Source organism: Bradyrhizobium sp. CCBAU 25338 (genome assembly GCF_028128965.1).
Classification (GTDB): Bacteria; Pseudomonadota; Alphaproteobacteria; order Rhizobiales; family Xanthobacteraceae; genus Bradyrhizobium; species Bradyrhizobium liaoningense.
Map to the genome: position 1 here is coordinate 496,147 of NZ_LFKY01000003.1, position 26,397 is coordinate 522,543.

Genomic DNA, 26,397 nt, shown 5'->3' on the forward strand with positions numbered 1-26,397 from the left:
TCTCCATACAGGGGAGCGAAGCGCCATCCGCGCCCGATCGCGCTCCCCGCGCCGCCCGTTTAGGAGCGGTCGGCTGTGCTTTTACGAAGGTTTCATGACAGTTGGATGACGCCACCAAGCAATTGAATCCGCTTGGTTTTTAGGCCTGAGCCGAAATCTTCGCCTGGGGAAAACACGCCGTGAAAGTGGCGCCCTGCTTGGGCACGCTTTCAATCAGAAGCCGGCCGCGATGGCGGTTAAGAATATGTTTCACCAGCGATAATCCGAGCCCGGTCCCGCCTTGCGAGCGGCTGTCGCCGACGTCCACCCGGTAGAAGCGCTCGGTCAGCCGCGGCAGGTGCTCGGGCGCGATGCCGGGGCCGAAATCGCGGACCAGGACCCGGATTTCCTGAGTTCCATCAGTGGCGACGCCGGATGTCAGCGACACGATGACGCGGCCGCCGGAGGCGCCGTATTTGAGCGCGTTCTCGATCAGGTTCTCGAACAGGCGGAGCAGTTCCTCGCGGTCCCCCGCGATCATCACCGGCGGCTCCGGCAGATCGATCTCCACCTCGACCTGACGCTCGCGCGCCAGCGGCTCGAGCCCGTCGGCGACCTGGCGGATGATCGGTATGAGGTCGACCAGGGTGTCGGGCCGGACATGGGCCGACAGCTCGACCCGCGACAGCGACAGCAGATCGTCGATCAGGCGCGCCATGCGCGTGGCCTGGTTGTGCATGATACCGAGGAAGCGCTCGCGCGCCTTGGGATCGTCTTTGGCCTGGCCCTGGAGGGTGTCGATGAAGCCCGACAGCGCGGCCAGCGGCGTGCGCAGCTCGTGGCTGGCATTGGCGACGAAGTCGGCGCGCATCTCCTCGACCCGGCGTAGCGGCGTCTGGTCGTGGAAGGTCATCAGCATGCATTTGTCGGCGCCGCCGAAGCTGGTCGGCACCGGAACCGGCGTGATCATGAGCTCCATCCAGCGATCGACCGGAACATGGTCGAGATAGGTCGCGCGCCGCGGCTCGGTGGTGGCGATCGCCTCGCGCAGCGCCGTGATGATCTCCGGCGAGCGCAGCGCGAACTGGGCGAGTTCGTTCCTGCGCAGCGCCGGTGCGAGCTGGGCGGCCGCGGCGTTGAGATGGATGACGCGGCCGGCGCGGTCGAGCAGCACCGCCGGATCCGGCATGCCGGCGACCACCGCAGCCACCGCCGCGCTCTCGACCGGGTTGATGCGCCTGACATCATCGCGTGAGGCGGCGGGATCGTGCAGCCGCCACGGGATCAGGGCAGCCGCCGCGATGCAGAGGAACACAATCGCGGCGTGCAGCGCGGACAATTCGCCGAGCGAGACCACGACGGACAGCGCCAGCGCCGCGGCGATCAGGATGACGGTCGAGTGGCGCAGCCGGTCGGACCAAGGCTGGGCGGGGGGAGAAGATGGGGCGTCGATCGCCATCGGGGCAGGCTTCTCCTGGAGGACTTGTCCTAAGGACCTGGCACCGGTCAGGCGCCGCTGTCGCTACGCTCTCGCACATAGGCAGCTTCACGCGCCGGGCCGGGGTCCAGCTTGAGCGCCGCCTGATGCAAGCGCTTCGATCGCGCGCCGATGATAACTTCGCGAAGCGTCAGCAAGATTACAGATAGGACGAAGGGAGACAGATAATAGAGGACGCGGAACAGCAGCATGCCGCCCAGAAGCTCCTCCCGGTCCATCTGCCAGAGGCCGACCAGCATGGCGGCGTCGAACACGCCGAGCCCTCCGGGCGAATGGCTGGCGAAGCCGAGCAGGGTGGCCGAGACGAAGATCACCGCGACCACGACGAAGCCGAGATTGGGCTCGTCCGGAACTAGGACATACATCGCCAGCGCGCAGAAGCCGAGATCGACGATGCCGATCGCGATCTGAAGCAGCGTCAGCGGGCCGCCCGGCAGCACCACGGTCCAGGGGCCGCGGCCGACCACCCGCGGCTGGGTCCAGACCCAGACCACGTAGCCGATCAGCGCCACGATGATCATCAGCGCCAGCGTCCGGTTCAGCCAGGGCGGGAGCTGGTCGATCGAGGCGGCGGCCTCCGGGTGATAGGAGATGCCGAGGCCGAGCACGGCGGCATTGCCCAGCCAGAAAGTCAGGCCGGCGAGGAAGCAGATTTTTGCGACGTCGATCGCGTTCAGCCCATAGGCCGAATAGATGCGGTAGCGCACCGCGCCGCCGGTGAAGACGCTGGCGCCGACATTGTGGCCGATCGAATAGCTGGTGAAGGCCGCGAGCGCATTGATGCGATAGGGCACATGGGCATGGCCGATCGCGCGCGTGGCGAAGAGGTCGTAGAAGGTCAGGGTGAAATAGCCCGCAGCGACGAACAGCGCCGCCATCGCGATCTGACTGGGCTCGGTGCTCTTGATCGCCTCGAGGACCTCGTTGAAATCGATGCCTCGCAGCATGTGGTACAACACATAGCAAGCGATGCCGATGACCGCGATGCTGATCACAACTCCAAGCTTATGCAGGACCTGCTTCTGGCGCAGAAACGACATCGCCCTGCGTATGGCTTCCAGCATCTAGACCTCGAACAACGCTTCGGCGGCCAGGGTGGCCGGCGGACAGGCGGACGACGCACAGGCACCCAGCGAACCCTCGCCGTCGGCTCCGGCATCGCGCATGCTCCCTGCCCCTCCACTAGCGCGTTTTCGGGCGGAGTGGAATTCGCCAATCCGAACAAAAACACGTGCCTTCAATATTTTAGGCAGGGTTACGGCTCCTGATGCACGATTTGGCGCTTTCGGCGGCAAGGCTTGACGCGAATCTCCATGGCAATCCTGCGCAGACGCCATGAAGTTTTGATGATTTCGGCCGCACAATGTTCCGTCACGCCTTAAGCCGACGTCAATCTATGGGGCAGTCCTGCCCGTTGAAAGAGGATGATCGAGGCGGCCAGTTGACGCGTTCTGACGCGCCGAAAGGCCGCGGCGGACGCGCCCCCCGTCCCTTCAGTGAGGGTGCGCAGCAACATCACAGAGCGGCTGGTGGCGCGGTGCGCGAGACCACGCGGTCGCGCAGCCATGCACCGATGGTACAGCCGACGAGGTAGCACGCGAACATGATCAGGCCGAGATCGAGCCAGTAGCCAAAGCGGCCGGGGACCACATGGGCGAGCGAGGCCGCGACCAGCGCGGCGGCGAGCGCGGCGAGCCAGCGCGCCGTCACCTTCGAGGTGCCGTTGCCGCGCTGGACCACCGAGATCCAGCCCATGCAGAAGCCCAGCAGCAGCGAGCCGATCAGCCAGCCCAGATGGAACGAGACGAGATAGGGCATCGTCACCTCACCAGAAATTCGATACGGCGGTTCTGGGCCTTGCCTTCATCGGTGTCGTTGCCGGCAAGCGGCTGCGTGCTGCCATGGCCAACCGCGGTGAAGCGGCTGGCGGGCAGGCCGGCCTTGACCAGATAGTCGATCACCGCCTGCGCGCGCTTTTCCGAGAGAGCCTGGTTGAAGGAATCCTCGCCGTCGGCGTCGGTATGCCCGGCGATCTCGATATTGGTGGTGGGGCAGCGCAGCGCCGTCTCGATGAGACGATCGAGGATGCCGGCGGAGTCGGGATCGATGTCCGCACGCCTGGTCGCGAAACGGATCTTGCCCTTGGTCAGAAGCTCCGAGAACAATTGCTGGCACACAGTGCCGTCGACCGGGCCTGCCGCAGGCTTCACCGTGATTTCCGGCTTGTATTGCCAGTTTTTCGGGAAGTCCTTGCCGAGCCCTGCGCGGATGTCGTTGGCAGCGCCTTCGTAGAGCGCATCGCCCGACAGCTTCACCTCGCGGTCGGAGACGACAAGCGTGCCGGTCGACAGCCGCGACAGCGCGCCGAGCGCTGGGACCACGGCCGTGCTGAAGGAGCCGGGTGCCCCGATGCTGGCCTTGAGGTTGTCGACGACCTTCTCGGTGAAGAACTTCCGCGCGGCGCTGGTGGCGATCGCCGCATGGACGTTGTTGTCGGGAACATAGCCGGTCAGCGTCACGGTCGCGGCCACCGGATCCTTGTAGGCCTGGAAGATGTAGGGCGGCGCCTTGATGTCGTTGGCGGCGATCGAAAAACCTTCGGGCAGGTTCTTCAGCGCCGCCGCGATCGCCTCGCGGCCGCCGAGCTCGCGCGCCATGCCCGACAGATTGACCTTGGTGTCGGTTATCGTGATCTTGCCGTCCTTGAGCTTGCCGATCTGATCCAGCAACAGCATCGCGGCAGCCTCGAACCGCGGCGGCGCACCGCGGGCCAGCCCCATCTGGTCGGCCACCTCGACGCCGCCGACCTCCTTGCGGGCGGCCTCGGTCAGCCGGGCCTTCATCGACGGCAGGGGCGCGGAGCCTGACAGAGTCACCCGCACCACGTCGCGCTCGGCGGTCCAGACGAAGGGCTTGGCTTCGGGAACAAGGCGGGTCCGATCGTCGACCAGGCGGACGCCGGAGACAGTCTCGACCGCCATCACGGCGTCGCGGCGCCCCTCCTCGGAGAAGGCGTCCGCGGCCAGGCCGACGTCGCGGCCATCGACGACGATCCGTGTCTTGTCCAGAACGGTATCCTTCAGCGCCGCCGAGCTGCGCGCCGACAGATCGGCCTCGACCGGTAAAGTATTATTCCAGGCCGCAAATCCCCACATGACGGCCAGGGGGATCAACCCCGGCCACCATTTGCTGGCCCACCTGAAAAGCTTCTGCATTCGACGACCCGAACTCTGGAAACGGAGACAAAACAAACCCTTGGCAGGCTGTCAAACCGGAAATGCTGCCGTTCCGACGGCCCCGCCTGGACAATCGGAATAACTTTTTCTTCAAGGGTTCTTCCGTAAGTTGAGGACGGAATGCCAGAGTCCCCCAGCCGCTCATGAAACAACTGCGTAATAACGTCATCCGCGCCGGGCTGGGAGCACTCTATTTCAGCGGGGCGCACCACCTGCTGCGCCCACTTTTGTCGGGCGTCGGCGCCATTTTCATGCTGCACCACGTGCGGCCGGCCCGTGAGGCCGCGTTCCAGCCGAACCGGCATCTCGAAGTCACACCCGAATTCCTGCGCGCGACGCTGTGCCATTTGCGCTCGCGCGACATCGACATCGTCAGCATGGACGAGCTGCATGAGCGGCTGACGCAGGGCCGATTCGACCGCCGCTTCGCCGCCTTTACCCTCGACGACGGCTATCGCGACAATCTCGACTATGCTCTGCCGGTGCTGCGCGAATTTGACGCGCCTTTGGCGGTCTATGTCGCGAGCGATTTTGCCGAGGGCACCGGACGATTGTGGTGGACGGCGCTGGAGGCCGTGATCGCCAAAGCCGAGCATGTCGACGTCAGAATCGGCAACTCCGCGCTGCGGCTCGATGCGACGACGCCTGCCGCCAAACAGGCGGCGTTCGATCGCCTGCACGACTGGCTGCGCGCGCTGCCGGGCGAGCACGACCTCAAGCGCGAGATCGAAGCGCTCTGCACGACGTACGACGTCGACATGGAAGCGCTGTGCCGCAGCCTGTGCCTGTCCTGGGCCGAGGTGAAGACATTTGCCGCCGATCCGCTGGTCACGATCGGCGCGCATAGCGTCAGCCATTGCAACCTCGCCAAGCAGGCGGAAGACATCGCCGCGCAGGAGATGGCCGCGAGCCGCGCGCGGATCGAGCGGGTGTTGGAGCGCCCCGTGTTGCACCTCGCCTATCCCTATGGCGATCGCGAGGCCGCGGCCGAGCGCGAGTTCGCCCTTGCCGCATCCGCCGGCTTCAAGACCGCGGTGACGACACGGCCCGGCATGCTGTTCGCGGAGAATGCCGGTCACATGACCGCGCTGCCCCGCGTCTCGCTCAATGGCAACTACCAGGACGCGCGCATCCTGCCGGTGCTGACCTCGGGCGCCGCGACCGCGATGTGGAACGGTTTTCGCCGGATCGCGGCGGCGTAGCCACTCCTATCTCCGCGGCCGCGGAGATTGACTCCCCTCCCCGCTCCGCTCACAACCAGCGCCAACCAAAGGGAGGCACCATGTTCAACGATCTGTTCTCGCTCAAGGGCCGCATCGCGCTGGTGACCGGCGGCTCGCGCGGCATCGGCAAGATGATCGCCGCGGGGTTTCTGAGCGCCGGCGCGGCCAAGGTCTACATCACCGCGCGCAAGGCGGGACCCTGCGAAGCCACCGCGAAAGAGCTCACCGCACAATGTGGTGGCGAGTGCATCGCGCTGCCGATCGACATCTCCACACTCGCCGGCTGCGAGCTGCTGGCGAACGAATACAGCAAGCGCGAGTCCAGGCTCGACATCCTCGTCAACAATGCGGGCGCGGCCTGGGGCGCGGAGTTCGACGAATTTCCGGAGAGCGGCTGGGACAAGGTGATGAACCTCAACGTCAAGGCACCGTTCTTCCTGACCAAGGCGCTGGCGCCGACGCTGCGCGCGTCGGGAAGCGCGGAACGGCCAGCCAAGGTGATCAACATCGCCTCGATCGACGGCATCTTCGTCAATCCGGGCGAGACCTATTCCTATGCCGCCAGCAAGGCCGGCCTGATCCATCTGACCCGGCGCATGGCTGTGAAGCTGATCCCCGACCATGTCGTGGTCACGGCGATCGCGCCTGGCCCGTTCAAGTCCGACATGAACCGCGCCGCCCGCGACCACGCCGACGAGGTCGCAACGCGCGTACCCGTGGGCCGCATCGGCACCGACGAGGACATGGCGGGCGCCGCGATCTATCTCGCCTCGCGCGCGGGCGATTACGTGGTGGGAGCCACCATCGCGGTGGATGGCGGCATCGTGTATGCGAACCCGGGGATCAAGGGCAGCGGGTGGGACAGTGATTGATCGGGCGATCTCACGTCACCCGCAGTGGGGCGCCGAACCAAAATGTCGAAAACAACCCCATGCACAGTAGAATGCCCCTTGATCAATAAGGGATTTTTTTACGCCTCTGGAAGACAGGATCACCCGCGCAATTGCGCAGCGGGGCGGGTGATGACGCCATTTGTGTTGCGGGAGCGTCGGCTCCCGTTGCTTACGACTCGATCTTCACATACTCGAAATCGCCGGGCTTGTTGTCGATGCCGACCTTGGGCGGCGAGATCCAGGAGGCGAACTGGCCGATCTCGGTGACGGGCTGCATCAGGGAGGTGATGAAGTCGCCGTCGCTCGCAGAGGGCAGCCATTCGTCCCGTCGTTTCGCCCAGGTGGCATCGTCGATCAGGATGCCGTCGGGAGTCGCGTGAACGTCCTTGAACTCGCCGATGTGGCGGTGGAAGGCGACGTTGGGCAGAGCGAGCTTGAAATCGTAGCCCGCGGTCGAGATCACCTTGTTCCAGCGCAGCAGGCCCTTGACGCAATCCTGGCTGTAATCGTCGCGCAGGCGCATGTTGAGCGCAGTCAGCGCCGGCTCGTCGACCAGCTTGATCTCGCCGTTGATCAGCTTGAGCACCGGATAGGTGGAGTTCTTGAGCTGATGATCGTCGTCGATCTGGGTCTCGTGATAGCGGCCCTTGATGCCGGCGTTGAAGGCGTTGGCCGCGTTGGTCGAGACTTCCGAGCCGAACAGGTCGAGCGACAGCGTATAGTGCAGGTTCAGCTTCTTCTGGATGGTCGGCAGGTCGATCACCCCCAACGCGCGAACCTTGGCAATGTCGGTCGGGTCGGTGATGCCGGCCGCCTTCATGGCGTCGCAGGTGCGCTGCACGACACGGGTGATGCCGGTCTCGCCGACGAACATGTGGTGGGCTTCTTCCGTCAGCATGAACCGGCACGTGCGCGACAGCGGATCGAAGCCGGACTGCGCCAGTGAGTGCAACTGCATCTTGCCGTCGCGGTCCGTGAAATACGTGAACATGAAGAATGACAGCCAGTCCGGCGTCGCCTCGTTGAATGCGCCCAGCATACGCGGCGCATCGGCATCGCCGGAGCGACGACGCAGGAGATCGTCGGCTTCTTCACGGCCGTCGCGGCCGAAATATTTCTGCAGCAGGTACACCATCGCCCAGAGGTGACGGCCTTCCTCGACATTGACCTGGAACAGGTTGCGCATGTCGTAGAGCGAGGGCGCGGTCTTGCCGAGATGGCGCTGCTGTTCGACCGAGGCCGGTTCGGTGTCGCCCTGGATCACGATCAGGCGGCGCAGCATGGCGCGATGCTCGCCCGGGACTTCCTGCCAGGCCGGCTCGCCGTAATGCTCACCGAACGGCACGACGCGGTTCTCTTCCTGCGGCGCAAGGAGAATGCCCCAGCGATATTCGGGCATGCGGACGTAATCGAACTTGGCCCAGCCGCGCGGATCGACCGAGTACGCGGTGCGCAAATACACCAGCGACTCCTGAAAGCCTTCCGGCCCCATGTCGCTCCACCAATCCATGTAGCCCGGATGCCAGCCTTCCAGCGCCTTCAGAACCTGGCGGTCTTCGGCAAGATTCACGTTGTTCGGAATCTTGGTCGAGTAGTCGACGTTCATGATGTTCATGTTCATGGCCGTGCTCCTTGATCGGTCTCGTGTCCCGGACGCAGTGCGGCGCGAAGTGCTGCACTGCTGAGCCGGGACCTATTGTCTGGTCCGTCTGGGTCCCGGTTCTGCGTCGCATCGCTTCGCGCTGCGCCGCGCCCGGGACACGAAAATCATCAAACCCGCGTCATATCGAATTTCGGCTTCTGGCCGCTGCCGTAGCGGCGCAGCGCGCCTTCCTCGCCGACGGCGTTGGGGCGCTGGAAGATCCAGTTCTGCCAAGCGGTGAGGCGCGCGAAGATCTTCGACTCCATCGTCTCGGGGCCGACGAAGCGCAGGCTCGCCTCCATGCCGGTGAGGCTGTCGGGCGAGAAGCTGGCGCGCTCCTCGAGGAACACGCGGACCTCGTCGTCCCAGTCGATGTCGTCGAGCGCGAAGGTGACGAGGCCGAGCTCCTCGGCCTCCTCGGCATCGAGGCTGGTGCCGATGGTCGCTTCCGCGCGCTCCACATCGGACGGATCGGCCTGGAAGCGCGATTGAAGCCGCGTCAGGCCATGGCTCATCGGATACGGCCCGAAATTCATCGCGGACAGCTCGATCGACGGCGGCGGCCGATTGTCGCCCTGACGCGTGCCGATCAGCATGTAGGAGCGGTCGGCGGCAAACACGAGCTCGGCGAGCGTACCGGCAAAGCAGGAACCGGGCTCGACCAGCGTCACCAGTGTGCGCGAGGTGACGTCGATGCGCTTGAGCACGCGCTTCCAGTAGTGCCTGATCTCGTTGACCAGCCAGTGCGCCTTGTTGACTTCGAGGAAAGCATCGCAAGCGAGCACATAGGCACGATCGCCGTGGCTCTTGAACACCAGCATGGCGATCTCGAGCTCGTTGATGCGCAGATGCAGGATGGCGTCATCGAGCTCGCGTGCGACCTGGAGCGGCCAGAACGAAGCGCCCTGCGCCATCATGCCGTCAATGTCGGCAGGCGGCGCGGCCTCCGGCGCCTTGATCGAGATGGTGGCCATGCGGGCAGCGCGATCGATATCGACGGTGACGAAGCCGTAGCGGATGCTGTTTTCGTCGATGACGCGCTTGAGCGGCGTCAATGCGATGCCCTTGCCGCTGCCGGTGCGTTTCGAGGCTGCCGCGAATTCCTTGGCGCGCTCGGCGATTTTGGCTTCCAATTTGGAATTCGGCGCGATCTCATCGACGAGACGCCACTGCACCGCGCGCTTGCCCTTCACACCCTCCTCGATGGTGCAGAAAAAATCGGCGTGGTCGCGGCGCACCTTGCGCTTGTCGACCACACGCGTGAGACCGCCGGTGCCGGGCAGCACCGCGAGCAGCGGCACTTCAGGCAACGCAACGGCGGACGAGCCGTCATCGGCGAGAATGATGTGATCGGTCGCAAGCGCCAGTTCGTAGCCGCCGCCGGCGGCCGAGCCGTTCACCACGGTGATGAAGCGCTGGCCGGAATTCTCCGAGGAATCTTCCATGCCGTTGCGGGTCTCGTTGGTGAACTTGCAGAAATTGACCTTGTGAGCGTGGGTCGAGCCCGCGAGCATGCGGATATTGGCGCCGGCGCAGAACACGCGGTTCTTGGCCGAGCGCATCACCACGACCTTGACCTCGGGATGCTCGAAGCGCAGGCGCTGAATCGCGTCGGCAAGCTCGATGTCGACGCCGAGGTCATAGGAGTTGAGCTTGAGCAGGTAGCCCTCGAACAGGCCGCCGTTCTCGTCGACATCCATGGTCAGCGTCGCAACGTCGCCCTCGACCGCGAGCTTCCAATGCTTGTAGCGGGACGGTTCGGTCTGGAAATCGATGAATGTCGCGCCGCCTGCGAGGCGCCGATCTTCCCCGGCCATGGGTCATCCCTGAGCTTGATTATGCGTTTAGGCTTGAGCGTTAGATGCACAATAGTGCATCTTTTTGGATACGTCTAGCCCTCAACAGCTATAGCATGCACTTTGTTTCATGGCAGCCACTATCGGCCGCCATCACGCGGCGCGTCCTTGCAGGCCCTGATCTTCGCGCAGGGCCGCTCGTGCGAATTGCTCGATCGCCTCGAGCGTCGGCCCGGGCGCTTCACGATGCGGAGAATGTCCCGCGCCTGGAATGATCTTCGGATCGACCGGGCAGTAGCACTCTTCCTGCGCGATCTCGACCTGACGCAGGGTGCCGTATTGGTCGTCCGCGCCTTGCAGGACCATGATGGGGACGCGGATATAGGCCAGGTATTCCGAGATGTCCCAGTCGCGGAACTTCGGATCGAGCCAGGCTCCGTTCCAGCCGTAGAAGGCATTGTCGACATCCTTGTGCCAGCGCGCCAGTTTTGCCTTCAGGTCCGTGGTCTCGAACGTCGTCTTGATCGCGGCGATCGATTTGATCGAGATGTCCTCGACGATGAAATGCGGCGCGATCAGCACGAGACCGTTCAGGCGATGATCCTCATGCGCCCCGGCATAAATCGTCGCGATCGAGGCGCCGTCAGAATGGCCGAGCAAGAGGCCACGCTTGAAGTCGATCGCATCGAGCAGCTTCGGCAGCACGTCCAGCGCCTCGCGCTGCATGTAGTCGAGCGGCCGCGGCAGTGCGACCGGACTGGACTGGCCGTAACCCGCGCGTGAATAGGCGAAGATGCCGGCGCCGGTCGCCTGCTGCAGCTTTTCCGGGAAGTCGCCCCAGAGGCCGACCGAGCCGAGGCCTTCATGCAGCATCACGATGGTCGGCGCGTCGGCGGCCTGCGGCGCGAGCCATTTGTATTCGAGGCTGGCGCCATCAATGCGGAGAAATCCGGTGGGGGTGAGGTTGGTCATGCTGTTCTTCCTGTTCGCTCCGTCTGCACCCTCCCCTGGAGGGGGAGGGTCGGCTCATATCGAGCGCAGCGAGATGTGAGACGGGGTGGGGTGACAGTCTCTCCGCGGATGCGGTGCCCGTGTGGAGAGATCACCCCACCCCGCTTCGCATTGCGCTTCGCTCAACGCGAAGCGACCCTCCCCCTCCAGGGGAGGGTAAGCAAGCGAGTCCACCGCCTGCACCATCAATGCGCTCCTTCCCGCAGCTTGAACCGCTGGATCTTCCCCGTCGCCGTCTTCGGCAACGAGTCGACCACGTCGATCCAGCGCGGGTATTTCCATGGGCCGATCTTCTGCTTGACGTGCTCCTTGAGCGTCTCCTGCAAGTCCGTCGTTGTCGCGCCCGGCCGCAGCACGACGAAGGCCTTCGGCTTCAACAGCCCCTCCGGATCGGCTTCGGGCACGACGGCGGCTTCCAGCACGGCCGGATGCGTGATCAGCGCGCTCTCGACCTCGAACGGTGAGACCCAGATGCCGGAGACCTTGAACATGTCGTCGGCGCGGCCGCAGAAGGTGTAGCGACCCTCGGCGTCCCTGACATATTTGTCGCCCGTGCGCGTCCACGGTCCCTCGAACGTGCGGCGGCTCTTGTGCCGCTGGTTCCAGTAGCCTTCGCCGGCGGAGGGCGCGTCGACCAGGAGCTCGCCGACCTCGCCGTCGGCAACGTCCTGACCGGCCTCGTTGACGAGCCGCACCGCATAACCCGGCACCGGCTTGCCGGAGGAGCCGTATTTGATGTCGCCGGGCGCGTTCGAGAGGAAAATGTGCAGGAGCTCGGTCGAGCCGACGCCGTCGAGGATGTCGACGCCGAAGCGCGCCTTCCAGCTGTTGCCGACCGATTCCGGCAGCGCCTCGCCGGCCGAGGTGCAGATGCGCAACGCCTTGCCGCAGCGCTCGCCCTTCATCGCCTCGTCGTTGAGCATCGCCGCGAACAGCGTCGGCACGCCGTAGAAGATCGAGGGATTGTAGCGGTTCATCAGATCGAACATGCGGGCCGGCGTCGGACGCTCGCTGTTGAGGATCACGCTGGCGCCGACCGACATCGGGAAGGTCAACGCGTTGCCGAGGCCATAGGCGAAGAACAATTTTGCCGCTGACAGACAGACATCGCTCTCGCGAATGCCGAGCACCTGCTTCGCATAGGTGTCCGCCGTCGCCTGCAAATTCGAGTGCAGATGGCGCACGCCTTTGGGCATGCCGGTCGAGCCGGACGAGTACAGCCAGAACGCCGGCTCGTCCGGATGCGTCGCGGCAGTGGTGAACCGGTCGCTCTCGCCTGAGAGCTCCTCGGCGAGCTGCTTGTGGCCGTTCTGCTTGGCACCGGAGACCACGACATGCTCGAGATCGGGCATGCGGCCGACGACGTCCTTGATGACGGGATAGAGCGCTTCGGACACGAACAGCACGCGCGCGCGGCAGTCGGCGAGGATGTAGGCGTACTGGTCCGCGGTCAGCAGCGTGTTGAGCGGCACCGGCACGATACCGGCGCGGATCGCGCCCAGGAACACGATTGGGAAATCGATCGTATCCAGCATGATCATCGCCACGCGCTCCTCGCGGCGGACGCCAAGCCGGCGCAGCATGTTGGCGGCGCGCCGGGTCTCGCGCGAGAGCTCGCCATAGGTGAGCCGCGAGACCGTGTCGTCGAAGGCGAGCTTGCTGGCGCGGCCTTCCTCGACGTTACGGTCGAGCAGCCAGGTCACCGCGTTGTAGGATCCCTCGCTCACGAACATCTCCCCCGAATTTAGAATTATAATTCATAGAAAGACACCGCGGCGGCTTGCTGTCAATGCCAGCAGGCATTATGTTTCATTAAAACGCGCCGCAGGACATCCGTAAAGAGACTCATGACCGAAAGTCCCGACGCCGAAGCCCGATTTCTCGAACAGCTCGGCCAGCGTGTGCGCACCATGCGCGCATTGCGCGGCATGTCGCGCAAGGTGCTCGCCAAGGTATCCGGGATTTCGGAGCGCTACATCGCGCAGCTCGAAAGCGGCAAAGGCAATGTCTCCATCGTGCTGCTGCGCCGCGTCTCGGACGCGATGGGCGCGCACCTCGAAGATTTGCTCCCCTCGGCCGATCCGACGCCGGACTGGCAGATGTTTCGCGATCTCTTGCGCAAGGCAACGCCGGCGCAGATCGCGCAGGCCAAGGATTTGCTCGCCGGCGGCAGCGCCTCCGCCCCGCGGCGCGCGCCATTCTGCGGCATCGCACTGATCGGCCTGCGCGGCGCCGGCAAGTCCACGCTCGGCAAGATCCTGGCGAAAAAGATCGGCTGGAGTTTCGTCGAGCTCAACAAGGAGGTCGAGCAGCAGAACGGCCTCTCGGTCGCCGAGATCATCGCGCTCTACGGCCAGGAAGGCTTTCGCCGCATGGAGCAGGCGGCGCTGCAACAGCTGCTTGCGCGCAACGAGCTGATGGTGCTGGCAACCGGCGGCGGCATCGTCTCCGAGCCCCTGACCTTCGACCAGGTCCTGACCTCGTTCTACACGATCTGGCTGAAGGCCGAGCCCGAGGAGCACATGGCTCGCGTCCGCCGCCAGGGCGATCTGCGCCCGATGGCGGATGATCGCTCCGCAATGGCGGAGCTGCGCAACATCCTGCTCAGCCGCGAGCCGCTGTATTCGCGCGCGACGGCGGTGGTGGATACGGCTGGGCTTTCGGTCGATGCAGCTGCTGCACGGCTGATTGATGCGGTGCGGCCAGTGCTGCAGAACGAGGCGCGCAGCTTCGGGCTGCGCAGCGTGGCACTGTAGAGATGGCCGACAGCAACGTCGCAATTTCCATGTTCGAGCGGATCGGCGGCAGTGCCACGATCGATCGTCTCGTCGACCGCTTCTATGACCGGATGGACACGCTGCCGGAAGCGCAAGCGATCCGCGCCATGCATGCGGATGATCTCGGCGTGATCAGGGACGTGCTGAAGCGCTATCTCACCGAGTGGACCGGCGGCCCGCGGCTATACTCCATCGAGAAAGGCCATCCGCGGCTGCGCCAGCGCCATATCGGCTTCGCTATCGGCGATGCCGAGCGCGACGCGTGGATGCTCTGCATGCGCGACGCGCTGGAAGAGACGGTGACAGATAGCGCCGCGCGGCAGGATTTCGACACGGCGCTATCCGGTCTTGCCGATTGGATGCGCAACCGGAACTGATCGGGACCGTATTGCCGACATTTGGCCCGCCTACGGAAGTTGCGACGCCGCTAAAGCATGATCCGGAAAAGTGCACAGCGGTTTTCCGAAAAGATCATGCTTAAACAACACCTAAAGCGTGACGAGATGTGGCATGATTGCTGCAACGACGGAGATGCACTCCCTCTCCCGTTTGCGGGAGAGGTGTACGAGCCGCAGCGATCGATTCAACCTAAGGCCATTCCGCTTTAGATCGACCAGTAATGCGGATGCGGGTACGGCCGCGAGCGGTCGCCCCAGTCGAACGCGTCGCCATCGAATTCGCATGGGCCGCTGCTGAGCTCGTCCAGCGTCAGCTCGATCTGGAAAGCCTGCCGTCCTGGATCGTATTTCAGCGCGCTCCACTGGAGCGGATAATGGTGACGCGTACCGAGCAGCCCGCCGGTCTTGATCACGGCATAGGCGACCGTTCCGCTCATCTTGTCCAGCATCAGTCGCTCGATCGTGCCGAGCTTTGTGCCGTCGCGTCCGTAGACGGCGACGTGCTCCACGCGATCACTGGGAACCATGGTGTGGTTCATGGTGTCCTCCCTGTTCTCTTGTGCTTGCGGCAACTATAGCACCGTTTTCGAGGCGGCGGGAGCAGCTACAGAAGCTGCGATCGCACCGCCTCCGCGCCTTTCCGCAACAACGGCAGGAAGCGGTTGATCGGTTCCCGCGCCGGCAAGCGATCGACATGCTGCCGGAAGCGACTCTGTCTCTTGGTGCGATGCCGTCGTCCGGCTAAGCTGTGCATGACAACGGAGGCTTCTCCATGGACGCAAGCACCGCGCCGGAAGTCATCAGACGGCCCGTCCCCGCGCATATGGCGCACGTCGTCTCGTCGATCTCGTGCTACCGCGAGCGTGGGCTCGGCCTGACCAATTTTCGGCATGCCGCGCCGTTGGCCCTGCCGTTGCTCATCAGTCTTGGATCCCCCTTCCGCATCGCGCTCGGACGCGACCCCGATCGGGCGGATACCCAGCCGAGCTTTGCGGCCGGCTTGTTTCCCGGACCGGTGCAGATCGAATCCGACGGCCGCGCCATCTGCATCCAGGTCGACTTCACGCCGCTCGGCGCCTATCGGTTCTACGGCGGCGCCGTGCCTGACCTCACGGCGCGTATGGTCGATATCAGAGATTTGCTTGGCCGCGACGGCCGAGAGCTCGGCGAGAGGGTGGCGGAAGCAGAGGGATGGCAGCAACGCCTGGAGATCATCGAGACTTTCGTGCTCGAGCGTACGGTGAACGAACCCTCTCCCGCGATCGCCGCGGCGATCGGCTGGCTCTGGCGCAGCGCCGGCGCGGCGCGCATATCCGAGATTGCAACCGACATCGGCTGGAGCCGCAAGCATCTGTCGCGTCGGTTTCAAAACGAGATCGGCGTTTCACCGAAGACCCTGGCACGGATGCTGCGCTTCCACCGCGCCTGCGAATTGGCGCGCAGCGGGAGCGCGTGCGGATGGGCCGGCATCGCGCTCGAAGCGGGCTTTGCCGACCAGGCGCATCTTGCCCGAGAGTTCCGGGAATTCAGCGGCGAAAGGCCGACCAGCTGGGCCGCGCGGCTGGCGAACATGGATCCCCACCTGATGCGGGAGGCCGGCGGATAAGTCCAGGTCCCATTTCTTCAAGCCGCGGGACGACGGCTGACCTAGGGTGAGCGCGAAACCCACGGGAGACAGTCATGACAGACTCAATCCGGAAGGAAGCGCCGCGCCTGTATCATACACTGCGCTGCAGGGATGCCGAGGCGATGATCGCCTGGCTGACGGACGTCCTTGGCTTCACCGAACGCGTGATCTACAGGCGCGAGAACATCATCGCGCATGCAGAATTGTCGTTCGGGACATCCATCCTGATGCTCGGGGCAGACCGCCCGGATGCCTATGGGAAAAGGGTGGGAGACCTCGACGGACACAGGACCGACTCGGTGTATCTGGCCGTTGACGATCCCGACGCGCTCTACGCAAAGGTAAAGGCATCCGGAGCTCGGATCGAGATGGAATTGCACGATACCGATTACGGCAGCCGGGACTTTTCGGCACGGGATCCCGAAGGAGGCTTGTGGAGCTTCGGCACCTACTGGCCCAAGGTCGGCGAAGGCCCGCTGCCGGGTTGATCGCGAGTCACACGGGATGTGCAAGGCTGACATCCAGGCGCAACGAGCACAGAGCGTGGACAACGCCCCGCACCGCACTACACTTGCAAGCATGACCGAGATCCTCCCCGACACCATCCGCCGGCTCTACACCGATCCCGGCGAATACATCGACAGCGATCATCCCGCGGTGCAGCGCTTCGCCGAGAGCAGCGTGCCGGCGGAGGCGAGCGCGCGCGAAAAGGCGAGCGTCCTTTACAAGGCGGTGCGCGACGGGATCCGCTACAACCCTTACGTCAGCATGCGCGTCGCCGAGACTTTTCGCGCATCGAGCGTCCTCGCCGCCGGACAAGGCTATTGCGTCGGCAAGGCGGCGCTCTATGCGGCCGCCTGCCGCGTCCACGGCATCCCCGCCCGCGTCGGCTTTGCCGATGTGAAGAACCATCTCACCACCGAGAAGCTGCGGGCGAGCATGGGCACCGACATCTTCACCTGGCACGGCTTCACGGAAGTGTTCGTCGACGGCGCCTGGCGCAAGGCGACGCCGACGTTCAACGATACGCTCTGCGCCAAGGTCGGCGTGCGCCCGCTCGATTTCGACGGCCACACCGATGCGCTGCTGCATCCCTTCGACGGCGAAGGCCGTGCCTACATGCAATACGTCAATGACCGCGGCAGCTATCACGACGTGCCCGCGAAATTCTTGATGCGCGAGATGGCGCGCGACTACGCCAACATGCAGGGCGAGGATCTGTCGAGCCGCGACATGGAGCGCGAGGCAGAGGCGCTGTAGCGTACAATGCCGTAGCTGGCGGTAGTCGGATCAGCGCAGCGACATCCGGGATTCCTCGCGAACAGTTTCCCAGGGTATCGCTTCGCTCATCCCGGCTACAATAAATGCGAGCGCACCGCCTCCGCCCCTTCCCGCAGCAGCGGCAGAAACCGATCGATCAGTTCCTGTTCCGGGACGCGATCGACATGGGCACCCATGTTGACGGCGGCGACGATGACGCCGTCGTAACGGCGCACCGGAACCGAGATCGAGCGGAAATGCGGCTCGGCCTCGCGGTCGACCAGCGAATAGCCCTGCGTGCGGTCGACTGTGATGCGCGCGAGCAGCGCGCTCGGGTCCGTCACCGTCTGCGGCGTCAGCGCCTCGCGCGTCATTGCGTTCAGCCGCGCGCCGAGCTCGGCGTCGTCGAACTGGCCGAGCATGGCCCGGCCGACGGAGGTGCAGAAAGCCGGCAGGCGATAGCCGATCTCCAGGCCACCCGAGAAGACTCGCGTCGGACCGCCGCGGGCGATGAACACGACGTCGTCGCCGTCGAGCACGGCAAGCGAGGAGATCTCCTGCGCGGCGGTTGCGATGCGGTCGAGCACGGGTTGCAGCACCGCAACAAGCTGGTTTGAGCGCAGATAAGACGCTGCCAGCGTCAGCACATGCGGCGTCAGCGAGAACAGCTTTCCGTCACCGGCGACGAAGCCGCCGCGCTGGAGCGTGAACAGCATGCGCCGTGCGGTGGCGCGCGGAAGCTCCGCAGCCCGGGCGAGATCGCTCAACGTCATCGGCCCGGCCGTCGTGCCGAAGCACTGAAGCAGGCGCAGCCCGCGATCGAGGCTCTCGACGAAATCCGTCCCGCGTTCGTCGCTCTCGCTCCGCTTCAGCTTGGGCATGGGTGGGACAATCCTGCAAAATAGTGCTTGCTGTTGCTTCAAGGCATGTCATAATTCGCCCATTCGTTCAATAGGCGAACAAACGCCACTCCACAAGGATGCACGCGCCATGATGAGCCAGGAGCAGAACGACCTGATCACCCGCACCGGGCCGAAGGACCCCTGCGGCAAGCTGATGCGGAGCTATTGGCAACCGGCAGCGCTGGTGGACGAGCTGGAGGGGGCGCGGCCAATCCGTCCCGTAAAACTGCTTGGCGAGAATCTGGTGTTGTTCCGCGACGAAGCTGGACGTTACGGCCTGATCGATCGCCATTGCGCCCATCGCGGCGCCGACCTCGCCTTCGGCCGGCTCGAACATGGCGGCCTGCGCTGCGCCTTCCATGGCTGGCTATTCGACGCCACCGGCCAGTGCATCGAGACGCCGGCCGAGCCGAAGGATTCGAAACTCTGTCAAAATGTCCGCCAGCGCTCCTATCCCGTGGTCGAGAAGAGCGGAATCCTCTGGGCCTATCTCGGCGAAGGTGAACCGCCGGCATTCCCGGAGATCGACTGTTTCGTCGCGCCCGGCACGCACACCTTCGCGTTCAAGGGTCACATGGCCTGCAACTGGCTGCAGGCGCTGGAGGTCGGCATCGATCCGGCGCACGCTTCCTATCTGCACCGCTTCTTCGAGGACGAGGACACGTCCACGGCGTACGGCAAGCAATTCCGCGGCGCCTCTGCCGGCTCCGATCTGCCGATGACGAAAATCCTGCGCGAATACGACCGTCCGATCATCAATGTCGAGCACACCGAATATGGTCTCAGGCTGATCGCGCTTCGCGAGATCGACGAGGAGCGGACGCATGTGCGCGTCACCAACCAGCTCTTCCCGCACGGCTTCGTCATCCCCATGAGCACGGAGATGACGATCACGCAGTGGCACGTGCCGATCGACGACGAGAACTGCTACTGGTACGCGATCTTCACCAGCTACACGAGCCCGGTCGACAAGCAGAAGATGCGCGACCAGCGGCTCGAGCTCTATGAGCTGCCGGACTACAAATCGCGCAAGAACCGCAGCAACGACTACGGTTTCGATCCGCACGAGCAGCAGACCGCGACCTATACCGGCATGGGCAACGACATCAACGTCCACGACCAGTGGGCGGTTGAATCGATGGGCGCGATCCAGGACCGCACCAAGGAGCATCTCGGCCAGAGCGACAAGGCGATCGTGCAATACCGCCGCCTGCTCCGGCAGGAGATCGAGAAGGTCTCCGGCGGCGAGAAGCCGATGCTGTTCCTCGACGAGGCCAATGCACGCAGCATCCAGGGGCCGGCGACCATGGACGGCATCGGGCCGACGCGGGGCTGGGAGACCTATTGGATGGAGGTCGACGTCAAGCGCCGCCGCGGCGCGCCCTGGACCGCACCGGTGCCGAAGGAGATCGCTGGCAAGGTGCATCGGCTGACGGCGGCGGAGTGACGTGACGCTCTATCCTCGTCATTGCGAGCGCAGCGAAGCAATCCAGACTGCCTCCGCTCACGGACTTCTGGATTGCTTCGCTGCGCTCGCATTGACGGAGAATGTGGCGCATGCTTCGCGCCTCACGGCTGGAGGAGTAGAGAAGTGACTTTCGTCGCGCGTCATAGGCTGTGGTCGGATGAGCAGAGGGACGCAGCTCAGCGCATGCGCCGCATCGTCGAGGAGAGGAACCTCGAGGTCATCCGCCTCGCCTTCCCCGACCAGCACGGCATCTTGCGCGGCAAGACGATCGTCGCCTCCGAGGCGATCGCCTCGCTGGAGAGCGGCTGCTCCATCACCACGACCATGCTCGCCAAGGACACCTCGCACCGCACCGTATTCCCCGTGTTCACGGCAGGCGGCGGCTTCGGCATGAAGGAGATGGAGGGCGCCGCCGACGTGCTGATGGTCGCCGACCCCGCCACCTTTCGCGTCTTGCCGTGGGCGCCGACAACGGGCTGGGTGCTGTGCGATCTCTATTTCAACGATGGCCGCCCGGTGCCGTTCGCGACGCGCGGGCTGTACAAGCGCGTGCTCGATGAACTCGGCGCACGCGGTTACGACTTCGTCGCGGGCCTCGAAGTGGAGTTCCACATCTTCAGGCTCGACGATCCGCATATGCGGGCCGAGGATGCCGGCCAGCCCGGCACGCCGCCCTCGGTCAGCCTGCTCAGCCACGGCTATCAATATCTCACCGAGCAGCGCTTCGATCAGATGGAGCCGGTGCTGGAGATTTTGCGGCGTGACATCGTGGCGCTCGGGCTTCCCTTGCGGTCGGTCGAGGTCGAGTTCGGGCCGAGCCAGTGCGAGTTCACTTTCGCGCCGAAGAAGGGCTTGGAGTCCGCCGACAACATGGTGCTGTTTCGGAGCGCCGTGAAGCAGGTCGCGCGCCGCCACGGCTATCACGCCACCTTCATGTGCCGGCCGAAACTGCCTAACGTGTTCGCGAGCGGCTGGCACCTGCATCAGTCGATCGTCTCGCGCGCGAGCGGTGACAACCTGTTCATGGCGAAAGGCGGCGGCGAGCCGCTCAGCGCGTTCGGCCGCGCCTACCTCGCCGGCCTGCTCGATCATGCCCGCGCATCGACCGTGTTCACTACCCCGACCATCAACGGCTACAAGCGCTACCGCTCCTATTCGCTGGCCCCGGACCGTGCGATCTGGGGCCGTGACAATCGCGGCGTGATGATCCGCGTGCTGGGCGGGCCCAATGATGCCGCAACGCGCCTGGAGAACCGCATCGGCGAGCCCGCCGCCAATCCCTATCTCTACATGGCCTCGCAGATTCTCTCAGGGCTCGACGGCGTCGACCGCAAGCTCGATCCCGGCCCCTCGGCCGACACGCCCTACGAGACCAAAGCGCCGCCATTGCCGAAATCGCTGCGCGATGCGGTCGCCGCGCTGAAGGACGATCCTTTCTTCCGCGAGAAGCTCGGGGCCGAGTTCGTCGACTACTACACTCACATCAAGAACGCCGAGATCGATCGCTTCCTGTCCGAGGTCACCGACTGGGAGCATCGCGAGTATTTCGAGATGTTTTGAGCAAGTCCGGCTCGATCCGGCACCGATGGCCTACTTCAGCCAGCTCGAACCGGTGCATTGCTTCACGCTCCCGTGAGGCGACTTCTTCCGGAATGTTCCGACGACATTGCCCCACTCGGGACGAAGCCATTTCCTCATTCCGCGAAAACCGCCGGAAAGACATGCGGCCTATAACTACACCCATGATCAACAGCGGAGTTCGGTCATGTGGGATCAATTTTTCAGCCTGATCTATCGCTTGTCCTGTCGGACCACCCTGATCGAGATCGGCATGCACCGCCTCTCGCGCTAGTCGGGCGCCGCATGCGGCCACACGGGAAGCGACCAAGACCGACATCGCCAAGCCAAAGCGCCGGCAGTCGTCGACGGGGGCGCGGGTGATCCGCGAGCTGCACCGCCATGGGATCTATTGGTGATGACGAATGTCATCCCGGCGAAGGCCGGGACGCATTACCCCCAGGGGGACGTTTGACGAAGACTCCTCGCCCGGTCCTGATACCGACCGCAGTCTATAGGTCACGCGGTATGGGTCCTGGCCTTAGCCAGGACGACGCTGAATGTGAGGCACTGGCACTCCACGCCTCACCTCGCCGGCGGAAGCGCTAGATCCCCAGATATTTGTGCTGCAGATCCGGCTCGGCCACGAGTTCGTCGGAGGTGCCGCTCCACACCGTCCTGCCGCGCTCGATGATGTAGTGGCGGTCGCAGATGCGGGCGAGATGGTCGACATTCTTGTCGACGACCAGGATCGACTGTCCCCGGCTCTTGAGCAGCGACAAGCAGTTCCAGATTTCCTCGCGGATCAGCGGCGCAAGGCCCTCGGTTGCTTCGTCCAGGATCAGGAGTTTTGGATTGGTCATCAATGCGCGGCCGATCGCGAGCATCTGCTGCTCACCGCCGGAGAGCTGGTTGCCCATGTTCGAGGCGCGCTCGGCGAGGCGCGGGAACAGCACGTAGATCGCGGCGAGCGTCCAGGGATTGCTGCTGCCAAAACGGTCGGCGGCAGCCGCCACCAGGTTCTCGCGCACGGTGAGGTTCGGGAAGATCTGACGCCCCTCCGGAACGAGGCCTACGCCGAGCTTTGCAATCCTGTAGGACGGAAGCTGTCGCACCTCGGCGCCAGCGAAACGGATCGCGCCTGCGCGCGCCGGCGTCAGGCCCATGATGGAGCGGATGGTGGTGGTCTTGCCCATGCCGTTGCGGCCCATCAGCGAGACCATCTCGCCCGGCTTGATCGACAGCGACAGGCCGAACAGCACCTGGGACAAGCCGTAGCAGGTCTCGATGCCTTCGACGTCGAGCAATGTGTCAGCCATGATGCGTCACCACATGCTGATCGCCGAGATAGGCGCGCTTGACGTCCTCGTTCTGACGGATCGCGGCCGGATCGCCGGAGGCGATGACGCGGCCATAGACCAGCACCGAGATCCGATCGGCGAGCGCGAACACCGCCGGCATGTCGTGCTCGACCAGCACGATCGACACTTCCTTCCGTAGCTCCTGGAGCAGCTTCACCATGCGCTGGGATTCGGTGACGCCGAGGCCGGCCATCGGCTCGTCCAGCAGCAGCAATTTCGGCTTGCTGGCGAGCGCGACGGCAAGCTCCAGCTCGCGCCTCTCGCCATGGCTGAGCCTGTTCACCACGACGTCGGCGCGATGCGCGAGACCGACGCGATCGAGCGCCGCATGGGCGGCATCGCGCAGGCCTTTTTCCTTGCGCGCGTTGGCGAAGAAGCGGAACGACGTTCCGGCATGCGCCTGCGCCGCCAGCGCGACGTTGTCGGCGGCGGTGAAATCGAGCAGCAGCGAGGTGATCTGGAACGAACGCGCGAGCCCGAGCGCACAGCGGCGATAGGCCGGCAGATAGGTGATGTCGCGGCCACCGAGCAAAACGCGACCGGAATGCGGGGAAAGATGTCCTGTGAGCTGACTGATCAGCGTGGTCTTGCCGGCACCGTTCGGGCCGATGATGGCGTGCAGCTCGCCTGCCGCGACGTCGAGCGAGACGTGATCCGTCGCGATGATGCCACCGAAGCGACGCACCAGCTTTTCGACGCGGAGCAAGGGTTCAGCCACGGCCAGCCCTCCCCAGCGCGCCCATGATGCCGCCGCGGCCGAACAGGACGATCAGCAGCAGCAGCGGACCCATGATCAGCGCCCAATATTCGGTGATCTGCGACAGAAACTCTTCGAGCAGCAGGAACACCACGGCGCCCATGACCGGGCCGAACAGCGTGCCCATGCCGCCCAGGATCACCATCACCATCAGGTCGCCGGAACGCGTCCAGTACATCACGGCCGGGCTGATGAAATCGGTGTTGTTGGCGAGCAGCGCGCCGGCAAGGCCGCACATGGTGCCGGAGATGACGAAGCAGACCAGCTGGTAGCGCTTGGCCGGGAAGCCGATCGCCTGCATGCGCTGCTCGTTGGAACGCAGGCCCTGCAAGACGAGGCCGAAGCGCGAATTGACGATACGCCAGATCAGGAAGATGACGCCGAGCAGGCAGGCAAGGCAGAGATAGTAGAACTGCACGCGATTGCCGAGATCGATCAGGCCGGAGAAGTCGCTGCGCTTGTAGATGGTGAGGCCGTCATCGCCGCCGTAACGCGCCAGCCCCGAGGCGACGTAATAGGCCATCTGGGCGAAGGCAAGCGTGATCATGATGAAATAGACGCCGCGCGTGCGAAGCGAGAGCGCGCCGATCACGAGCGCGTAAATGGCGGAGGCGGCGAGCGCGACCGGAAACTGGATGAAGCCGCTTCCGACGCCCTCCTGAGCGAGCATGCCGACCGCGTAACCGCCGATGCCGAGATAGGCGGCGTGACCAAAGCTCATCATGCCGCCAAAACCCATGATCAGGTTGAGGCTCGCAGCCGCCAGCGCCAGGATGATGATGCGGGTGAACAGCGTCAGGATGAAGATGTTGCCGGAGAGCTGCGAATAGAGCGGCAGCAGCACGAGGCCCGCCAGCAAAAGGGCCGTGACGGCCTTGCTCACCGTGAAAGCCTTCATCGACGATTGGCCGGAAACAGCCCCTCCGGCCGCACCACCAGCACGATCGCCATCAGGAGGTAGATCAGCATGGACGACAGGGCCGGCGCGGCGGTGGAGGCAGCGGCGCCGCTCAGCACCTGCCGCAACAGGTTCGGCAGAAAGGCGCGGCCGAGCGTGTCGATCATGCCGACGAAGATCGCGGCGAGGAACGCGCCGCGGATCGAGCCGATGCCGCCGATCACGATGATGACGAAGGCGAGGATCAGGATGTTCTCGCCCATGCCGATCTGCACGGTCAGGATCGGCGCCTGCATCAGGCCGGCAAGGCCCGCGAGCGCGGCTCCCAAACCGAATACCAGCGTATAGAGCAGCTTGATGTTGATGCCGAGCGCACCGATCATCTCGCGATTGGAGGCGCCGGCCCGGATCAGCATGCCGATGCGGGTGCGCATCACGCCGAGATAGAGCAGCAGCGCGACCAGCAAGGCCACCACGATGATCGCGAGGCGATAGGCGGGATAGTGAATGCCGGGCAGGATCGGCACAGGCACAGTGAGCCAGGCCGGCAGCGGCAGCGCAAGGCCGGCCGGGCCCCAGATCAGCCGCACGGCTTCGTTGAAGAACAGGATCAGGCCGAAGGTCGCGAGCACATGGTCGAGATGGTCGCGGCCGTAGAGATGCCGCAGCGCCGTCACCTCCAGCACGATACCGAGCACCAGCGTGGCCCCCAGCGCCATCAGCGCGCCAAGCAGGAAGCTGCCGGTCCAGGCCGCAAAGGTCGCGGCGAAATAGGCGCCCATCATATAGAGCGAGCCGTGCGCGAGGTTGACGAGATCCATGATCCCGAACACCAGCGTCAGGCCGGCGGCGAGCAGGAACAGCAGCAGGCCAAACTGCAATCCGTTCAGGAACTGTTCGACGACGAGCAGCATCAAGACTCTTTCAGGCGCACGCAGCGTCGCGCCGATGTTCGAACAATGTCGCCATCAGTGAAAGAGCTCCCCCTGCCTCTTCAAGGCCGAAAAATGGGTAATGGCAGTATCGTTCCGAGGCAAGAGCGATTCGACACCAAACATGCACTTTGTTGCATGCCGGTGCATGCGATCGAAATCGGCCTTGCAAGAAGGCTGCCGTGCAGGCTGGGGCAACCTGCCGCACCTAATGATCACCCTCTCGCCGGCGGGCCGCAGAGAGGGTGCAAAATTTGTCGAAATGTAGTGGGTTTAAGTCTAGTGCGACGTCATCCGCCGGGGAAGGTCGTCCGGTTCGGCGAGCGCGCTGTGGGCCGTCGAGGCCTCCAGCGCGGCCATCCGGAACAGATAGGCGAGCGTCGTCAGTCCGGTGTCCTCCGCCATCTGCGCCAGCTCGAGCGCCATGTCGGACATGTAGCCGAGATTCTCGTCCTTGATCTGCGCCATGATCTGGCTGTCCCGCATCATGTTCGACATCTCAGGCGCTCTTTCGTTGGGCGGCGAGGCCGCGGAGGTTGGCACGGGCGATGACGTCCAGATGCGGCCCATCCTGACGCACGACCGAAGCCATGCCAATACGGTCATGCAAGACATCGAGCGTCTCGCGACGAATGTCGATGGTCGCCGCCATGGTCCACGCATTCTCCACCAGAGCCGGCAGGCCCAGCGGGGTCACGACGAAGCCGGCCTCGTGGAAGCGCGGCAACCACCAGGTCTCCATGACCGCGCTGACCTGCGCTATTCCCTGATCAAGACAGAACTCCTGCGCCGCCGCCATCAGTTGCAGGTTGAGCAGGCCGTCGCGGCGATGACGCACGACGAAGTAGCGCGACCATTCCCAGACCAGCGGATCCGCGGGGCAGCCGCGAACCGACGCCAGATGCGGGAACACCTCGCTCATCATCGAGGGCTTGGTCGTCGGGTAAAGGCGGTGACCGCCAACCACGCGCCGCCCTTCCAGGGCGAGCAGATAGACGGTGTCCTCGTCATCATAGGAATCGATCTCGCGGCCATCCGGCCTGCGCAGCGCGTCCCAACGCCGCTCCTCGACGAAGATATCGTGACGCAGCCGGAAATGCTGCTCGATCACGTCTTCATACAGGTGGCGATTCGCCACGGAAATTGCGTGAATCATGAAAGCCCCCATCATCCCGAACGGGG

Annotated in this window: 25 protein-coding genes; 9 read left to right on the forward strand and 16 right to left on the reverse strand. The window is 64.5% G+C overall.

Annotation, left to right across the window (positions count from 1 at the left end):
- Positions 1-139 precede the first annotated feature (139 nt).
- The 4 genes from ACM42_RS07615 to ACM42_RS07630 all read right to left on the reverse strand — a co-directional run bounded on the left by ACM42_RS07615 (position 140) and on the right by ACM42_RS07630 (position 4,692).
- Entirely contained in the window at positions 140-1,438 is a 1,299-nt protein-coding gene (locus ACM42_RS07615) for an ATP-binding protein (RefSeq protein ID WP_271527301.1), read from the reverse strand.
- A 47-nt stretch (positions 1,439-1,485) separates the two neighbouring features.
- Complete coding sequence (locus ACM42_RS07620) at positions 1,486-2,541, reverse strand: lysylphosphatidylglycerol synthase domain-containing protein (RefSeq protein ID WP_271527302.1); 1,056 nt, start codon at positions 2,539-2,541, stop codon at positions 1,486-1,488.
- A gap of 451 nt (positions 2,542-2,992) precedes the next feature.
- Positions 2,993-3,295, reverse strand: a complete 303-nt coding sequence (locus ACM42_RS07625; RefSeq protein WP_028179026.1) for a hypothetical protein — start codon at positions 3,293-3,295, stop codon at positions 2,993-2,995.
- Between the two features lie 2 nt (positions 3,296-3,297).
- On the reverse strand, positions 3,298-4,692 hold the full coding sequence (locus ACM42_RS07630; RefSeq protein ID WP_271527303.1) for an OmpA family protein: 1,395 nt from the start codon (positions 4,690-4,692) through the stop codon (positions 3,298-3,300).
- Between the two features lie 164 nt (positions 4,693-4,856).
- Here ACM42_RS07630 and ACM42_RS07635 point away from each other — a divergent pair, with 164 nt between their 5' ends.
- Both ACM42_RS07635 and ACM42_RS07640 read left to right on the forward strand, forming a co-directional pair.
- Complete coding sequence (locus ACM42_RS07635; protein ID WP_271527304.1) at positions 4,857-5,915, forward strand: polysaccharide deacetylase family protein; 1,059 nt, start codon at positions 4,857-4,859, stop codon at positions 5,913-5,915.
- An 80-nt stretch (positions 5,916-5,995) separates the two neighbouring features.
- On the forward strand, positions 5,996-6,808 hold the full coding sequence (locus ACM42_RS07640; RefSeq protein WP_271527305.1) for an SDR family oxidoreductase: 813 nt from the start codon (positions 5,996-5,998) through the stop codon (positions 6,806-6,808).
- 190 nt (positions 6,809-6,998) lie between these two features.
- Here the strand turns inward: ACM42_RS07640 and boxB are convergent, their stop codons facing one another.
- The 4 genes from boxB to ACM42_RS07660 form a co-directional block, all read right to left on the reverse strand.
- Positions 6,999-8,450: a benzoyl-CoA 2,3-epoxidase subunit BoxB gene (boxB, locus tag ACM42_RS07645; protein ID WP_271527306.1), complete on the reverse strand. Its 1,452-nt coding sequence runs from the start codon at positions 8,448-8,450 to the stop codon at positions 6,999-7,001.
- 149 nt (positions 8,451-8,599) lie between these two features.
- Positions 8,600-10,288 (reverse strand): 2,3-epoxybenzoyl-CoA dihydrolase, encoded by a 1,689-nt coding sequence (gene boxC / locus ACM42_RS07650; protein ID WP_271527307.1) that lies wholly within the window; start codon positions 10,286-10,288, stop codon positions 8,600-8,602.
- 132 nt (positions 10,289-10,420) lie between these two features.
- Entirely contained in the window at positions 10,421-11,239 is an 819-nt protein-coding gene (locus tag ACM42_RS07655) for an alpha/beta fold hydrolase (RefSeq protein ID WP_271527308.1), read from the reverse strand.
- 224 nt (positions 11,240-11,463) lie between these two features.
- Entirely contained in the window at positions 11,464-13,005 is a 1,542-nt protein-coding gene (locus ACM42_RS07660; RefSeq protein ID WP_271527309.1) for a benzoate-CoA ligase family protein, read from the reverse strand.
- A gap of 84 nt (positions 13,006-13,089) precedes the next feature.
- Here ACM42_RS07660 and ACM42_RS07665 point away from each other — a divergent pair, with 84 nt between their 5' ends.
- Together ACM42_RS07665 and ACM42_RS07670 are read left to right on the forward strand one after the other, a co-directional pair.
- Positions 13,090-14,034 carry a helix-turn-helix transcriptional regulator gene (locus tag ACM42_RS07665; RefSeq protein ID WP_271527468.1) on the forward strand — a complete coding sequence of 315 codons (945 nt, stop codon included), beginning with the start codon at positions 13,090-13,092 and terminating at the stop codon, positions 14,032-14,034.
- Between the two features lie 2 nt (positions 14,035-14,036).
- Positions 14,037-14,432, forward strand: coding sequence for a group II truncated hemoglobin (locus ACM42_RS07670; RefSeq protein ID WP_271527310.1), 396 nt, complete (start codon positions 14,037-14,039; stop codon positions 14,430-14,432).
- 227 nt (positions 14,433-14,659) lie between these two features.
- Here the strand turns inward: ACM42_RS07670 and ACM42_RS07675 are convergent, their stop codons facing one another.
- Positions 14,660-14,992, reverse strand: a complete 333-nt coding sequence (locus ACM42_RS07675) for a PRC-barrel domain-containing protein (RefSeq protein WP_061026089.1) — start codon at positions 14,990-14,992, stop codon at positions 14,660-14,662.
- Positions 14,993-15,225: 233 nt separating this feature from the next.
- Between ACM42_RS07675 and ACM42_RS07680 the strand changes: the two genes are divergently transcribed.
- The 3 genes from ACM42_RS07680 (at position 15,226) to ACM42_RS07690 (ending at position 17,340) form a co-directional block, all read left to right on the forward strand.
- Complete coding sequence (locus ACM42_RS07680; protein WP_271527311.1) at positions 15,226-16,059, forward strand: helix-turn-helix domain-containing protein; 834 nt, start codon at positions 15,226-15,228, stop codon at positions 16,057-16,059.
- Positions 16,060-16,133: 74 nt separating this feature from the next.
- Positions 16,134-16,568 (forward strand): VOC family protein, encoded by a 435-nt coding sequence (locus ACM42_RS07685; RefSeq protein ID WP_271527312.1) that lies wholly within the window; start codon positions 16,134-16,136, stop codon positions 16,566-16,568.
- A gap of 91 nt (positions 16,569-16,659) precedes the next feature.
- A complete protein-coding gene (locus ACM42_RS07690; RefSeq protein WP_271527313.1) occupies positions 16,660-17,340 on the forward strand; it encodes a transglutaminase-like domain-containing protein in 681 nt (226 codons plus the stop codon).
- Positions 17,341-17,435: 95 nt separating this feature from the next.
- On the opposite strand, the gene ACM42_RS07695 is transcribed toward ACM42_RS07690, so the two are convergent.
- Positions 17,436-18,221, reverse strand: a complete 786-nt coding sequence (locus ACM42_RS07695; RefSeq protein ID WP_271527314.1) for an IclR family transcriptional regulator domain-containing protein — start codon at positions 18,219-18,221, stop codon at positions 17,436-17,438.
- A gap of 109 nt (positions 18,222-18,330) precedes the next feature.
- On the opposite strand from ACM42_RS07695, the gene ACM42_RS07700 reads away from it, so the two are divergent.
- Positions 18,331-19,689, forward strand: coding sequence for an aromatic ring-hydroxylating dioxygenase subunit alpha (locus ACM42_RS07700; RefSeq protein ID WP_271527315.1), 1,359 nt, complete (start codon positions 18,331-18,333; stop codon positions 19,687-19,689).
- Between the two features lie 144 nt (positions 19,690-19,833).
- A complete protein-coding gene (locus ACM42_RS07705; RefSeq protein WP_271527316.1) occupies positions 19,834-21,270 on the forward strand; it encodes a glutamine synthetase family protein in 1,437 nt (478 codons plus the stop codon).
- A 602-nt stretch (positions 21,271-21,872) separates the two neighbouring features.
- On the opposite strand, the gene ACM42_RS07710 is transcribed toward ACM42_RS07705, so the two are convergent.
- The 6 genes from ACM42_RS07710 to ACM42_RS07735 form a co-directional block, all read right to left on the reverse strand.
- On the reverse strand, positions 21,873-22,586 hold the full coding sequence (locus tag ACM42_RS07710) for an ABC transporter ATP-binding protein (RefSeq protein WP_271527317.1): 714 nt from the start codon (positions 22,584-22,586) through the stop codon (positions 21,873-21,875).
- Positions 22,579-23,346, reverse strand: coding sequence for an ABC transporter ATP-binding protein (locus ACM42_RS07715; RefSeq protein WP_271527318.1), 768 nt, complete (start codon positions 23,344-23,346; stop codon positions 22,579-22,581). The genes ACM42_RS07710 and ACM42_RS07715 overlap by 8 nt, the downstream gene beginning before the upstream one ends.
- The gene (locus ACM42_RS07720; protein WP_271527319.1) at positions 23,339-24,283 is read right to left on the reverse strand and encodes a branched-chain amino acid ABC transporter permease; all 945 of its coding nucleotides are present in this window, start codon (positions 24,281-24,283) and stop codon (positions 23,339-23,341) included. The genes ACM42_RS07715 and ACM42_RS07720 overlap by 8 nt, the downstream gene beginning before the upstream one ends.
- Positions 24,280-25,197 (reverse strand): branched-chain amino acid ABC transporter permease, encoded by a 918-nt coding sequence (locus tag ACM42_RS07725; protein WP_036042790.1) that lies wholly within the window; start codon positions 25,195-25,197, stop codon positions 24,280-24,282. The genes ACM42_RS07720 and ACM42_RS07725 overlap by 4 nt, the downstream gene beginning before the upstream one ends.
- A 297-nt stretch (positions 25,198-25,494) precedes the next feature.
- Positions 25,495-25,713, reverse strand: coding sequence for a hypothetical protein (locus ACM42_RS07730; RefSeq protein ID WP_271527320.1), 219 nt, complete (start codon positions 25,711-25,713; stop codon positions 25,495-25,497).
- 1 nt (position 25,714) lies between these two features.
- On the reverse strand, positions 25,715-26,383 hold the full coding sequence (locus tag ACM42_RS07735; protein ID WP_271527470.1) for an acyl-homoserine-lactone synthase: 669 nt from the start codon (positions 26,381-26,383) through the stop codon (positions 25,715-25,717).
- Positions 26,384-26,397 lie beyond the last annotated feature (14 nt).